The 13740-nt window shown below is 53.3% G+C and carries 11 protein-coding genes and 1 pseudogene; 5 read left to right on the top strand and 7 right to left on the bottom strand.

Annotated elements, in window-relative coordinates; genetic code table 11:
• Positions 1 to 2: 2 nt before the first annotated feature.
• The 5 genes from EA473_RS07975 (at position 3) to EA473_RS07955 (ending at position 5390) form a co-directional block, all read left to right on the top strand.
• Positions 3 to 1700, top strand: coding sequence for an acyl-CoA synthetase (locus EA473_RS07975; RefSeq protein WP_124195135.1), 1698 nt, complete (start codon positions 3 to 5; stop codon positions 1698 to 1700).
• Between the two features lie 142 nt (positions 1701 to 1842).
• Complete coding sequence (locus EA473_RS07970) at positions 1843 to 2619, top strand: cyclase family protein (protein WP_124195134.1); 777 nt, start codon at positions 1843 to 1845, stop codon at positions 2617 to 2619.
• A 223-nt stretch (positions 2620 to 2842) separates the two neighbouring features.
• Entirely contained in the window at positions 2843 to 4012 is a 1170-nt protein-coding gene (locus EA473_RS07965) for a thiolase domain-containing protein (RefSeq protein WP_124195133.1), read from the top strand.
• Positions 4009 to 4971, top strand: coding sequence for a hypothetical protein (locus EA473_RS07960; protein ID WP_124195132.1), 963 nt, complete (start codon positions 4009 to 4011; stop codon positions 4969 to 4971). Before EA473_RS07965 ends, EA473_RS07960 begins: the two co-directional genes overlap by 4 nt.
• Positions 4971 to 5390: a Zn-ribbon domain-containing OB-fold protein gene (locus tag EA473_RS07955; RefSeq protein WP_124195131.1), complete on the top strand. Its 420-nt coding sequence runs from the start codon at positions 4971 to 4973 to the stop codon at positions 5388 to 5390. The genes EA473_RS07960 and EA473_RS07955 overlap by 1 nt, the downstream gene beginning before the upstream one ends.
• A gap of 916 nt (positions 5391 to 6306) precedes the next feature.
• Here EA473_RS07955 and EA473_RS07950 read toward each other — a convergent pair.
• The 7 genes and pseudogenes from EA473_RS07950 to EA473_RS07920 form a co-directional block, all read right to left on the bottom strand.
• Positions 6307 to 7509, bottom strand: coding sequence for an MFS transporter (locus EA473_RS07950; protein WP_124195130.1), 1203 nt, complete (start codon positions 7507 to 7509; stop codon positions 6307 to 6309).
• A gap of 11 nt (positions 7510 to 7520) precedes the next feature.
• Positions 7521 to 9020, bottom strand: coding sequence for a tripartite tricarboxylate transporter permease (locus tag EA473_RS07945; protein WP_124195129.1), 1500 nt, complete (start codon positions 9018 to 9020; stop codon positions 7521 to 7523).
• Positions 9011 to 9577 (bottom strand): tripartite tricarboxylate transporter TctB family protein, encoded by a 567-nt coding sequence (locus EA473_RS07940; protein ID WP_124195128.1) that lies wholly within the window; start codon positions 9575 to 9577, stop codon positions 9011 to 9013. The genes EA473_RS07945 and EA473_RS07940 overlap by 10 nt, the downstream gene beginning before the upstream one ends.
• 29 nt (positions 9578 to 9606) lie before the next feature.
• Complete coding sequence (locus tag EA473_RS07935; RefSeq protein ID WP_165875229.1) at positions 9607 to 10638, bottom strand: Bug family tripartite tricarboxylate transporter substrate binding protein; 1032 nt, start codon at positions 10636 to 10638, stop codon at positions 9607 to 9609.
• 200 nt (positions 10639 to 10838) lie between these two features.
• Positions 10839 to 11996, bottom strand: a complete 1158-nt coding sequence (locus EA473_RS07930; RefSeq protein ID WP_124195126.1) for an NAD(P)/FAD-dependent oxidoreductase — start codon at positions 11994 to 11996, stop codon at positions 10839 to 10841.
• A 446-nt stretch (positions 11997 to 12442) separates the two neighbouring features.
• A pseudogene (locus tag EA473_RS07925) lies at positions 12443 to 12592 on the bottom strand (IS5/IS1182 family transposase); the annotation flags it as partial.
• Between the two features lie 25 nt (positions 12593 to 12617).
• Positions 12618 to 13559, bottom strand: coding sequence for a D-2-hydroxyacid dehydrogenase (locus EA473_RS07920; RefSeq protein ID WP_165875228.1), 942 nt, complete (start codon positions 13557 to 13559; stop codon positions 12618 to 12620).
• Positions 13560 to 13740: the final 181 nt, after the last annotated feature.

Genomic DNA, 13740 nt, shown 5'->3' with positions numbered 1-13740 from the left:
CTATGGATCGACTCGACACCTACCACTTCTACGAACGGAGGTGGGCAAACTACTCCGAACTCCGCGAGTGGTTCCAGTGGGAGATTCCCGACCGGTTCAACAAGGCGACGTACATCTGTGACCGATGGGCAAACGCGGACGAGAGTCGCGTCGCCGTCTACGCCGATGGCCAACAGACGGACCCTTACGCCGTGACTTTCGAGGAACTTCGAGCGCAGTCGGACGCCCTCGCGTCCTCTCTTCGAAGATACGGTATTGGCCGCGGCGACCGGATTGCGGTCTGTGGCGGACAGCGCCCCGAAACCCTCGTTGCTCACCTCGCAACCTGGAAAATCGGAGGGATATCGGTTCCGATGAGCGCTTTGTTCGGTCCGGATGCAATGCGACACCGTCTGTGCGATTCTGGTGCGATGGCATACATTGTCGACGAATCGAACGTCCCGACGCTCGAGTCGATTCGAGACAGCGTCGACCTAGATCGGGTGATCACCGTCGGCGAACGGTCCCACGGTGTTGGGGACGCTTCGCTTCGAGAAGCGGTCGCTGAGGGGTCGAATCGAATCGACCCAGTTCACACCTCTCCGGACGATCCTGCTGTTCTCCTCTATACCAGCGGTACGACCGGGAAGCCGAAAGGCGTCATTCTCGCACATCAGACCCTGCTCGGCGATCTGCCGTCGTTTATCGCGGCGAAGTGTAACATGGTCCTTCGGGACGACGACGTTCACTGGACCCCCTCCGAATGGGCGTGGGTCGGGTCCATCTACACGACCGCCTTCACAAGCCTTTTTTATGGGTTGCCGGTCGTTACGTATCAACGGGAGCAGTTCGACCCGCATCGTGCAGCCGACGTGATAGAATCACACGACGTCACCGTCTTCAGCGCAGCTCCAGCTGCCCTACGTCGAATGAAAGATGCGAACGTCGCCGAGGGCCGAGACTTGAGCTCCGTCCGTGTGGTTGCGGGTGGTGGTGCCGAAATAACGGCAGACATTCGGGACTGGGCCGAAGAGGCGTTTTCCGGTGCGGCGATCCACCAACTCTACGGTCAGACAGAGGCGAATCTCGTGGTCGGCGAATGTACCCAACTCGTGGAGTCCAGGCCCGGTTCAGACGGGCTCGCGGGACCCGGCCACGACGTTCAGATTCTGGACGTTGAATCGGGTGAGGTCCTCGACTCCCCGGACGTTCCCGGGGAGATAGCAGTGAAGTACGACGATCCGGTCTGTTTCAGCGAATACTGGAACGACTCCGAAGCGACGGAAGCAAAGATTCACGAAGGATGGCTCCTGACCGGCGACATCGGGAGTATCGATGAGGATGGATACGTCACCTTTCACCACCGGAAGGACGATCTCATCGTCACCAACGGCTACCGCGTCGGTCCGGGCGAGATCGAGTCGGTACTCGAAACCCACGCGGCCGTATCCAAGGCTGCAGTAGTCGGCATCCCGGACGACGAGCGCGGACAGGTTCCGAAGGCGTTCGTCGTTCTCTCCGAAACTGAGTCCTCTCACTCGTCGCTGATCGACGATCTCCAGGATCACGCACGCGAGAACCTGGCGCTTTACAAGTACCCGAGAGCCGTCGAATTTCGAGAATCGCTCCCGCAAACGCAGACGGGAAAAATAAAGCGTACCGTGCTCGGGAAAGCGGACGGAGACGACCCTAGCTCGGGTCCAACCACTTCTCGAGAGTGACCACTGCGTTGGAGAAACCGTTCCGTTTTGTCGCTCGTAACACCAGTTCGATTGGCCGAAATATGAGTAGACGAAACCGTTCGCACTCGCTGAGTTCCTCCGGCACGATAGTTTTAAGGGATCTCCAAATATACGTTTCTTCATGACCGAACTGATTGACTTGTCCGGTTACGTCGAAGAGGGCCAACCAGTGTACCCGGGAGGATCCCGAACACAGTTCTGGACGACGTCTACCCATGAGGAGTCGGGCCACACCTGGAAGCAGAAGGCAGGCGAGGAAACCGGTGCAGTAAAGCGGAAATTCAAAGCGAGGCGCCAGGGTGACGACGAGGAACACCCCGTCGTTCGGACGGTCCTCGTGAGCGAACACGGCCCGACACACATCGACGCGATGACTCACCTCGATCCCACTAGCGACGAAAGCATCGACGAGGCACCCCTCGAGACGTTCTACACCGGCGCTGTGGGTGTAGACGTCTCTCACGTCGATTCCTCCGATTTCATCGAAATCGAAGACATCGAAGGATCGTTAGAAGAGAACGACCTCGAAATTCGAGATGGGGACGCGATTACTCTCTATACCGGTCACAGGGACGAACACTACGACACGGAATCACCCGAAAAGCGGTACGATTACCTCTACGATTACACCGGCCTTTCTGAGGAAGCCGCCTACTGGCTCGCCGACGAAGGGGTAAAGAACATCGGCATCGACGCACCCAGTATTGATCACTCCTCGGCACTAGAAACAAAACAGTATCCCGCCCACGACATGGGTGCCGAACGCGAAGTTCTGAACATGGAAAATATGGCGAATCTCGATGCGGTCGCCGGTCGTCGCTTCACGCTCTGTGCATTCCCGCTCAAGCTTCGAGACGGGACCGGTTCGCCGATCAGACCAGTCGCAATAATCGAATAAGATACAATCTTGAAAACCGGTTACACTGTAGCAACAGCCCTAACTTCAAAAACCACTTAGCTACTCTGTTAGATTTGAGGAGTGGATAATCTATTCCTGAGGGTGATATTCACGTGATTGGGCAGTAACATATGAAAATCGACATCTCCAACTTCTTTGAACAGTGCCTTGACCTAACTGAACGATAGAAAATGGTATAATCCAGCGCTCATGATCAACTACCATGGCAGACGTATACGTCGTCGGAGCAGCGCAAACGAAATTCGGCGCGTTTCCGGACGAATCGTATCGCACCCTCTTTACCGAAGCGTTCGAATCAGCGGTCGAGTCCGTCGACGGAGAGTTCGATACCGACTCGATCGACGAAGCCTACGTTGGCACCCTCGGCGTCGGCGGCCGACAGCTCGGATTGAGTGGCCCAGCGGTGACCGAACACGCCGGACTGGACGGAACCACTTGTACACGAGTCGAGAACGCGTGTGCCTCGAGCGGAACCGCACTCCGGCTGGCAGTCCTGGCGATACGTGCCGGAGTCGCAGACGTCGCACTTGCGGGCGGGTTCGAAGTGATGACCGATATGAGCGCGGACCGCACTCGGTACTGGCTGGGTGTAAGCGGCGAGACGGAGTGGGGGCGGATGTCCGGCATGACCTTCGCTGGCGTCTACGCTCACATGGCTCACGCGCACATGAGCGAGTACGGGACGACGAGAGAGCAACTCTCGCGAGTGGCAGTGAAAAACCACGCGAACGGGGCGATGAATCCGAACGCACACCTCGGATTCGAGTGTAGCCTCGAGGACGCCGTAAACAGCACGAGCGTTGCGGATCCACTCAACCTCTATGACTGCTGTCCGACCTCTGATGGAGCCAGCGCCGTGCTTCTCGCGAACGAGGACGTCGCGTCGTCGCTGACCGACAAACCGGTCCGGATCACGGGCACCGGTCAGGCCAGCGATCGGGTCGGGCTGTTCCAGCGCCAGACGCTCTCCAGCATTCCGGCGACGAGAGACGCAGCCGAGGCGGCGTACGACGATGCGGGGATCGGTCCGGACGACATCGAGTTCGCCGAAGTCCACGATTGTTTCAGTATCGCCGAAATTATGGCGTACGAAGACCTCGGCTTTTGCGACCGTGGAGAGGGGGGCCAGTACCTCGAGTCCGGGGCCACTGAACGGCACGGAGAACGGCCCGTGAATTTGTCTGGCGGGCTCAAATCCAAAGGGCATCCGATCGGCGCGACCGGCACCGGACAGGTCGTCGAAGTATTCCATCAACTCCGTGGCGAGGCGGGGCAGAGACAGGTCGGGAATCTATCGTGCGGACTTACCCACAGCGTCGGTGGATCGGGCGGTGCGGTCGCCGTTCACGTCTTCGAGGAGGGGTGGGCATGACGGCGAGTTTGCTGGGTGGTGGTGCGTACACGCCGCGGTACCGCATCGACGCCGAGACGATTTCGAACGCGACCGGATCGTTTGCGGGCCGTGGTATCGAGACGAAAGCGGTCGCGAGTGCCGACGAGGACGCGGTCACGATGGGCGTAGAGGCCGCCGAGCGCGCGCTTGCAGACGCCGGGTGTTCCGCGGACGACGTCGGCTCAATTTCGGTCGGGACGACGACTCCGCCGGTCGACGAGGGAGACGTCGGGGTACAGTTCGCGGAGATGCTCGGACTGCGAGGGACCGTCGACGTGTCGATCCACACGCAGTCGACCCGTGGCGGGACGAGGGCGCTTCTTTCGGCAGTGCGAGCCCCGGACTCACCAGGGTTGGTGATCGCGACTGACTGTCCGAAGGGGCCTCGAGGGACCGCCATCGACGACGCGGCTGGAGCGGGTGCGGTCGCTTTCGTCGTCGGGTCGGACGGTCCGGTAACGCTCGAAGAAACCGGAACGTACGCTCGAGAGTTTTCCGGCACTCGCTTTCGGAGACGCGGGAGTACGGTCACGGAGTCGTACGGCGCAACCGCGTACGAGCGCCGCGCGTACACGGAAGTTTCCGGGGCGGCAATCGAGGCGATGGAAACGACACCAGGGGCAATCGCACCGACTGCTCCAAACGGGAGTCTGCCGTATCGCGCCGCTGGATCCACCGACGCGGATCCCGCGGTCTACGAACTGGCGGCGTGCCTCGGCGATACAGGCACGGCAAGCCCGTTTTTCGGTCTACTGGACGCGTGGGCAGGCGGTGAAACGGACGTACTGGTCGTCGGATACGGCGACGGATCCGGTGCGGACGCGATAGCGCTTCAGGGGTCGCTCTCGATATCGTGGGAGCGAGAAACGACCGATATCCGATACGCCGAGTACGCGGCGAAACGCGCACGCCCCGTCGGGAACGGAGGTGATCCGTAATGGGGGCGTATATCAGCTTGCCGACGTGGTGGCAGAACCTAGAACAGCGGTACCGCTTCGTCCTCGGTGAGTGTCTCGACTGTGGCGCGTACAACTTCCCGGCGGATGGTGCCTGCTCTGTGTGTTCGTCGCTGACTACGTTCAGAGAGGTCGAACCGGAGGGGACGGGCGAAATCGTCACGAAAACCGTCATGGAAGAGGGTGCACCGCCCGAGTTCGAGTCTTACCTGCAACGGGAAGGGACGATCGGTGTCGTTATCGTCGAACTCGACGAGGGCGTACTCGTCCCTGGAATGCTTACCGATTGCGACCCGTACGCCCCCGAGCGCGGTGATCGGGTCGAACGCACGATCCGCCGGATCTACGAACAGGAAGGGATCGTCCGCTACGGGGCCAAATTTCGGCCAGTTGTCGAGTAATCGCTATTCGATGAGTCTCGAGCCACTAGTAATCGCCTGAATGTTCAGGCTATCGGCCATCACTATTTATAATGTACTATCCCAACGAAATCTCTGTCGAAAAATTCACGGCGCACTCAACGAAGTCAAAGGAAAGAGGCCGACAAACCGGCTGTTGGCGACAAAAACTCACGTGACAAGTACCCAATCCGGAACTGGTGGCGGTTTCTCGAAGAAGCGGGATTGAGCTATCAGAAACCACGTCCGACAGGGGCCAAACCAGCTGTTAAGGGACAAGAAACATCCGCGAGGGACACAAATAAAGCGACTAAAGATCGACGCCACAGTAGTTTGTATTGATCAAAGGGAAATTGTTCAAGCCGAGTCGCGTACCGCATGGATTTCGCGCGATACGCGGCCATCCATCGAATTATCTGAGAACTTCAATCACGTTTGCCATTTGATCATAATTGCCGTGGATGGTGTTCATTTCTTTCTCGAATCGAAGAGTGCGTTCCACCTCCACGCAAGCGTTCATTCTCGTGATATATGAAGAGTTAAAAGAGGACATGATCATCATGGTGGATGTAGATCCGCATTTTCAGACATCGATCAGTGAGGATCACATATAACAAAAATGAACATGAGCATATAATGTCTACTATAGACACTGTCTAAAGGGACAAATTAGAGGGCTATAAACCAGCAAGAAAGCTTCTACCTTACATTCTGGTAGAGGGATTATCAGGGAGTTCAGATTTGATGAGATTGGTGAAATCTAAAGGTGGATAATTATTATAGATCTTATACTATTGTCCAGTGGCCATTGTCTTTTCATATATTGTGTTAACATTTCGGTGAACTGCTCAACTCGATGGGAGAAGTGGGATGACTAACCTGAACTGTGACTTCACACAAACTGGCCAAGGAAACAATATTATTTAATATTCCAGGCAGCGATCAGGATAACAATTGAAAAGAGTGCGAACAGGAGCAGAGCGTGATCGAAGTAACCATAGTCGGCAAACAAGCCAATAACAGTCGGGCTAAGTGACCCGATCGTAATGTAGAAACTCCTAATGAGGCCGAGACCAGTTCCTTGCATATCTTTTGGTAAGAGGTTTGTTAAATGAGATAGGGTAACGGTAGCCATCCCGAGGACAGCACCAAGAAACGGGGTAAGAAGAAGGATAGCCACCAGCGTGTTGGCGAAAATCACTAGCATACACAGGCTCACAGCCATTGTCCCCGATAGAATTATAACTGTCCACCCGATCCCAAAGCGGTCGTATGCGCCACCAGAAGCAGGCTTGATAACAATTCCGATAATAAAAAAGAGACCAAAGACGACGGAGCTAATCCCTGGAGATATTCCTTTAACTTCGGTCAAATAAAGAGGGTAAAATCCGGTGAATCCCTGCCAAACCCAGAAGCCGAGAAGTTGTATAAAAACAACTATCAAAACGGATCTGTTCGATACGTTCCGAAAGACGTACTGTAACGTATCGAAGGTAAATGAGTTGGTAACCCCGTTCGATCTCGTTGACTGGGCAGGAATTGCCACCCACAGGATCACTGTCATCATGAAAAAGAGCGGGATTGCGAAACTAAAACCGAATCGCCAGGAATATACCGCAGCCGTGAGACCGGCAATTGGCGGCATCAACGCATTCCCTACGTCCCCTGCGGCCATGGTCAATCCGATTGCAGTTCCATCTCTTTTGGTGTACAAATTGGAAAGAACGGTAAATCGTGCAACGCCGAAGAGCGCCGTTGCGATACCGAATAGTACCGTAGCTACGAATAACAGCGTGAGAACGTTCGAAAGAGATATAATTACGAGCGCAACGCCGGAAACGAGCGTGCTCAAGCCAAGAACTTTTCGTTCGCCTAACCGGTCGGCCCAGATGCCCCCAGGAGTTTGACCGAGGGCGTATGCGAACCAGAGCATCGTCAGAAGAAGTCCCGCAACAGTCAACGAAATGTTAAAATCAACCCGGATATATGGGAGCAAAACAGGGTATATCATTCTGATCCCAATCGAGAGAAACCACCCCCCAGAGACTGCGATGAGAACGTACCCTCGACCATCACTCCACAAATCATCGATGATTGACGAGCCTCGACTTAAAAGTTCCATAAAATCGTATGCTATAGCTCGAGTCTAGTTCGTACTCTGGAGATGTATGGCTTGAGGATTGGGCCGAAGACAGTCACCAGAATCAGCAGCACTAGCAGAATTCGGAGTGGTTCGGCGACGAAGATAAAAAGAGAATCACCGGAAATATCGAGTGATCGTGCGAGATTTTCCTCTGCGATCGGCCCTAGAATCATCCCGAGGACAAATGCGATGATAGAATAGTTGTGTAGTTTCATATACAGTCCAAGTATGGAGATCAGAAACACAGTAGCGACGTCAACCCAGTTTGAGCGGATTGCGTAAGCACCGAGCATCGAGAGCACGATGATAATCGGAATTATCACGTGGACGTCGATCTTGGTGATGTATCCCGCCCGAGTAATAAACAGAATACCCAGAACGAGAATAACAAGGTTTCCGACCAACAGCGCAATCAGGATGCTGTACGTGATGAACAACTCCGCTGAGAACAGGTTGGGTCCGGGACGGATACCGTGGAGAATCAAACCGCCAAGGAGCACGGCTGTCGAGCCACTACCGGGTATTCCAAACGAAAGGGTAGGAACGAGTGCTCCACCGACAGTAGCGTTGTTCGATGCCTCGGGTGCGATAACTCCCTCTGCCGCTCCCGTGCCGAATGCCTCGGGATTCTTTGACGAGCGAAGCGCCTCGATGTAGGCGACGAAATTCGAAATGGAACCACCGGCACCAGGAATCGCTCCAACAACCATACCGATTAAACCTGATTTAGCGACAAGAATCGGCCGTTTTACGACTGTATTGAACCCTTGAAGAATATTCCCCGAAATCGTAATACCTTCTTCTTTTATCTTTCCTTCTTGCGTTGTCAGTCGTAACATCTCGGCCACAGCGAAGACTGCAATTAGCCCGGCGATGAACGAAAGTCCATCGAACAAAACTGTAGTCCCAAATGTATATCGAGTTTCTGGACTGAGGGGGGCAATTCCAACTGTCGAGAGCAAGAATCCGAAGAGGCCCGCGATGAATCCCTTTACCATCGCACCGCGTGCGACTATCGTGATCGTCGCCAAGCCGAAAATCGCCATGAGGAAATACTCAGGAGTACCAAACATGAGAACAATAGGAATAATGATCGGAGAAATAAGAATGAGGAGGAGAAACGCCATCGAGCCGCCGAATACCGACGAAACGGCCGAGGTAGAGAGTGCGCCAACGGCGTTACCTTTTTTTGCCATTTCGTATCCATCGAACGTCGTTGCTGCTGCTCCTGCTGTACCAGGAACGTTGAAGAGGATTGCCGAGATACTCCCTCCGTACATTGCGCCGCTATATATGCCTGTAAGAAGGATGATTGCATCAACTCCTTCCATAGGAACAGTGAGCGGCAAGACGATAGCCATACCGAGACTAGCACCGATGCCGGGGAGCGAACCGACAAAAATGCCGATAATTAAACCGAGGATGAGAAAGTATAGCGTATGGCCTGATAGAATGAGTGCAACCGCTTCTCCGAGTGCCTCTAGAACCATCTAGGGCCCTCCCACAGGATTCCTTCATCCAATGGCAACACCAGTGTTGTGGTAAATAGGTATGCAAACATGGTGGCTATAACCGTAGCAACGACAATCACCTTGATAGGCTGATCGAACTGATAGGTGTATGCAACGACGAAGAGAGGCGTCATCCACATCATCCCAAACAGGTAGGAAAACACGACGTAACCGGACATCAACCCGATCGTGATCCAGGCATTTTTCATATTTGGTTCGACAGATTGTTCTTCCTCCACCGGATCGTCCTCAATCGGAGACTCAACCTGCTCAGTAGATTTGTCTACCGACTCGGTCGCATATGATTCGAGTCCACCTGATGAGGTCGTAATACGCCGAATCGACTCCGGCAAAAGATGATTTCCCAGCATCATGATCGCAAACAGCATCATGACCAAGGCGCTGTAACGGGGAAAGATATACGAGCCGGTAAACGTGTATGACTCAATGAACATGTAGGTCGAAATCGTGAGAAATATTAACAGAAGGATTTGCTCCGATCCAATCCATTCTTGTACGGTGTGTTTGATAGACATACTATGACACAAATAAGGTTCTGGTATATTTATTCTTCGGCTGCTTGCCGTAATTCCTCGAGGTCGACAGCAGATGGGATTTGCTCGAAAGCGTCTTCCATCACCTGATTAGCATATTCTGAATCGCGGAACCAGATGTGGTTTCCAGTATCTTCTGACCATTCCTGGATTTGATCACTCATCACAGCTTCTTCAAGGAGACCCCTCATCGTATCGATTGCGTCCTGTGGAGTATCTGGCGGGAACCAGAAACAGCGATTGAACTGAGAAACGAAGTCCATCTCTTCAAATCCTTCGTCGACAGCGGATGGTGCATCTTCGAAGACAACGCCTCCATCGCTCGGGAGCATGGCAACAAGGTCGACCGTTCCCTCTTCAATCGGACCGACCGTTCCCGTCTCAGACGTGATTGCAATCGGGATTTCATCAGCTGCCAGCGCCTCTGCGATTGGAGCCGCTCCCGCATACCCGACGTACCGATCCCACTCAATTCCCCACTCTTGGCGGGCTAGAAACGCCTGAACGTGAGTGATTCCGCCAGGTGATTGTCCACCCATTAATTCGAATTCACCATCATCGAAACGGTCAATGACGTCCTGGACATTTTGGAATTCGTGTTCTGGATTCGCGATTAGTGCGAATGCACCCCTACTGTGAGACATGATTCCCTCGAATTCCTGTAATTCAAACGGTGGTTCCTCGATCATCGCCGAAATTGGCGTCGAGGGGGGGTTGAAAGCCGTAATCGTGTACCCGTCGGGGTCCGAAAAGAATCCCTCCGACGCGCCTCGAAGTGTCGCTGCCCCCGGTACGTTTCGGACCTCGATAGGGTTGTCAATGAGATCGTCTACCGCCCCAAAGATCTGTCGGGCATACGTGTCGGTTCCACCACCTTCACCGAAGGGCACGATTACTTCAATCGACTGGTCCCCATCCGGGTACTCATCGGAATCGGTATCTCCGGAGTCTCCCACACAGCCTGCGGTTCCAACCGTTACGCCAGCGATACCGGTTGCAACCGTCTGGATATACCGTCGGCGCTTAATGTCACTTGTAATCATATCGCAATACCAAATCATCGATAAGCCTATTTAAAACTTTTGTAATTAATATTAGTATTTGAGGAGAAATATGTTTGAATCCGGATCGAATCACGATTCGAGCGTGCGGAATCAGTGGAAATTACCCCGAAGGTGCGATAGGGGAGTGATCTAAACGACAGTCAACGCGATGGCACTCAGTCCGCGCAAAACCACTGAGATCAAACGCTGTAGGTTTTCGAACTGACACCATCAAGAAGGTCATCTTCATCAAACCGCTCAAGACGATACTGTGAGAGATCGTACTTGACATCTTTTCCGAGGATGTCCTTAGCGACAGCCTCTGCGAAGGCAGGGCCGGTCTTGAATCCGTGTCCGCTACCACCGACGAGATTGTAAAAGTTCTGCAGGGGCTCTGGTTCGCCGATGATGAGGTTCGAATCAGGTGTAATTGAGAGTTTTCCGGACCACGATTCGACGACTGATGCATCGGTATAGGATGGAAGCCGCTGCTCGAGACGGTCGATCACTTCGAGAAGAAACTCCTCATTGACGCCGGTTTTTCGCTCGTCTAACCCGACCTGTGGTCGATCAATTCCTCCGACGATAAAATGACCAGATGATTCGGGCTTGGTGTAAAAGTCAGTCGCCATTGTATGATCGGCGAGCGTCGGGTGTGCTGTAGAGTATTCATGTTCCGACTCGAGAACGGCAATTTTCGATTCGCACAGATTGAGTGGAATGGAGATATCGACCATGTCTGCGACCCTACTTGCAAATTGACCTGCAGCATTGATGACGTAATCAACGTTGTACGTATCAGTTGGTGTGTCGATCGACGTGACCGTATCTCCCTCGCGAGACAGGCCAGTGACCTCGGTATTGACGTGGAATGTCACACCGAGTTGTTTTGCTTTCTCCACGAACCCAGACGTAACCAAGTACGGATCCGCAAATCCGGCATCAGGTTCGTACGCGCCGATGATGCCGTCCTCAGTGGAAATTCCTGAGAAGTACGATTCCAATTCGTCGGCCCCGACAAGCCGAACGTCTACACCGCAAGCACGTTGGCGGGAGACTATTTCCTGCAGCTTTTTTTCGTCCTGCTGGCGATATAAGACGAGATATCCATTGTTGTGAAATCCCCCATCTTGACCGACGTACTTTTCAAGATTCTTGATGATATCGTGGCCTCGCATTGCTAATTGGATCTGTGTTTGGTTCGTATAATGGAAGCGTATAATTCCAGCAGAATAGCCAGTCGAACCATTACCAGGGTGGTCCTTGTCGAAGACGATCACGTCATCTACACCATGTTTTTTGAGGAAATAAGCTGTCGCTGCGCCATGGATACCCGCACCTATTATTCCGACTCGCATACAGGCCGTTAATTGGAACAGAATAAATATTTTTGCATCTTGTTGATTAGTGCTGTCTGGAGAAGTAGTGGAAGTAGAATACCTACTGGCTATGTAGAGAAGGTAATGGAAACCACCACAGTAAATGAACTGGATACGTTAGCCCCGACCCCTATCTACACCAGTCACGAAGGGTTGCGGAACTATTGAAGGACGCAACGTGTTTAACCGCATCTCTGTCCCAACTGTGGAAACTCCAAATATCACAAGCACGCCACACGCACCCGTGTGTTCGCCTCCTATCACAGAGACGCCTTCAAAGAGATACTCGTCGTCATTCAACGGTATTGGCACAAGTACAGCGAGAAATCGTATGACGGCGATATGTCTAAGCTGGTTTACGAAGACTACCTTCAAGGAAAACCGATCGTTGAACTTTGTCTCTATCCGCCACGGAGGGTCCCTTCTACCGCAGTCCTAATTTCTCGTTCGATGGGGCGGATACCGTAGATGTCCCTGTAGTAGCAGTGGAGAAAACCACACATCAGTTCTGATAGCTCATGGTTTTGGGTTCGCCTCGTCTCCGCCGAGGCTCCTAAGTCGAACTCTTCGAGAATCATGAGAGGTGTGGTGTGATATATTCTAAACGATTCGGTGTTCGAGCTGATCACTAGTACACCACCGCTCGAATGCTGGAAGAAATTCATCCAGGAACTGTCCGGTTCGCTTATCGCTCCGGGAAGCCGAGTGCGCAGTGATGAAAATGTTTTCGTAGGTCCATAGCGGCGAATCGCTGGGTAACGGCTCCGGATCTGTTACGTCTAGACACGCCGCTCTAACCGATCGATCCTCGATAGCGGCCACAATTGCTTCTGTCTCCAAAACAGGTCCACGACCCACATTAACGATTACTGCATCCGAACGGGTCTGGTCGAGTTCGGATTTCCCAATCATGTGATGGGTTTCATCCGTCAGTGGAACTGAGAGCATGACGACACCCGCCTCAGAGAGCGCATCATGGAGGGACGTAGGCGGATAGACCGAATCGGCGTTTCCACTGTAATTCGACGCGGATCGTTTAACACCACGGACAGTCATCCCGAACGCACCGAGTCGTTTCGCAATCGCCTCACCGATGTGTCCGAGCCCGACAACACAACAGACATCTCCGGAATGATGTGTCATTCCTTCCGAAATGCGCTTCCACTCACGGTGTTGTTGTTGGGTTCGAAACTGGAATAACCGCCGGGTGATCGAAAGCAACATCGCAATCGCGTGTTCTGCCACTTGTGGCGCGTTGTTCCCGGGCTGATTGGTGAAACGAACATCACGTTCGCGGAATTGATCAAGTGGGAAGGCATCGTAGCCAGCACCGGTCGTTGTAACCCAGTCTCTCTGAGACAGACCCGCAAGGTACTCGTCAGACCAACTTCGATTCGACGAGATGAATACGAGCGGTGAAGATGCCGCCTCAAGTGTTTCGGTGACGTTTGAATTTTCCAGGACGGTTTGTTCCGTCCGTCTGGCTAGGTCACCACGATCAACAAATGCACCTGGGTCGATGACGATATCTCGGTTTGCCATTGGGAAAAGATTCCGTCGGACGGTATTAAAACGTCCCACTAACGCGAAAGTCGTGACACCGGAAATATCATGCAGCGATCGCATAATGTGGTATAGCACGACAAATTGAATGTGAAATCCACCCCAAACATCAAATGATTGAGTTTTTCCACCATAGTTATCACACTTCAAAATGACTGTG

Source organism: Natrarchaeobius chitinivorans (assembly GCF_003841505.1).
Classification (GTDB): domain Archaea; phylum Halobacteriota; class Halobacteria; order Halobacteriales; family Natrialbaceae; genus Natrarchaeobius; species Natrarchaeobius chitinivorans.
Note: the sequence above shows the minus strand (reverse complement) of the source record. Positions and strands in the feature narration are given on the sequence as shown.

Bases quoted from the DNA above. Each gene is read 5' to 3' on its own strand.
- EA473_RS07975 (WP_124195135.1), top strand. From the start codon at position 3: ATGGATCGACTCGACACCTACCACTTCTACGAACGGAGGTGGGCAAAC.
- EA473_RS07970 (WP_124195134.1), top strand. From the start codon at position 1,843: ATGACCGAACTGATTGACTTGTCCGGTTACGTCGAAGAGGGCCAACCA.
- EA473_RS07965 (WP_124195133.1), top strand. From the start codon at position 2,843: ATGGCAGACGTATACGTCGTCGGAGCAGCGCAAACGAAATTCGGCGCG.
- EA473_RS07960 (WP_124195132.1), top strand. From the start codon at position 4,009: ATGACGGCGAGTTTGCTGGGTGGTGGTGCGTACACGCCGCGGTACCGC.
- EA473_RS07955 (WP_124195131.1), top strand. From the start codon at position 4,971: ATGGGGGCGTATATCAGCTTGCCGACGTGGTGGCAGAACCTAGAACAG.
- EA473_RS07950 (WP_124195130.1), bottom strand. From the start codon at position 7,509: ATGGAACTTTTAAGTCGAGGCTCGTCAATCATCGATGATTTGTGGAGT.
- EA473_RS07945 (WP_124195129.1), bottom strand. From the start codon at position 9,020: ATGGTTCTAGAGGCACTCGGAGAAGCGGTTGCACTCATTCTATCAGGC.
- EA473_RS07940 (WP_124195128.1), bottom strand. From the start codon at position 9,577: ATGTCTATCAAACACACCGTACAAGAATGGATTGGATCGGAGCAAATC.
- EA473_RS07935 (WP_165875229.1), bottom strand. From the start codon at position 10,638: ATGATTACAAGTGACATTAAGCGCCGACGGTATATCCAGACGGTTGCA.
- EA473_RS07930 (WP_124195126.1), bottom strand. From the start codon at position 11,996: ATGCGAGTCGGAATAATAGGTGCGGGTATCCATGGCGCAGCGACAGCT.
- EA473_RS07920 (WP_165875228.1), bottom strand. From the start codon at position 13,559: ATGGCAAACCGAGATATCGTCATCGACCCAGGTGCATTTGTTGATCGT.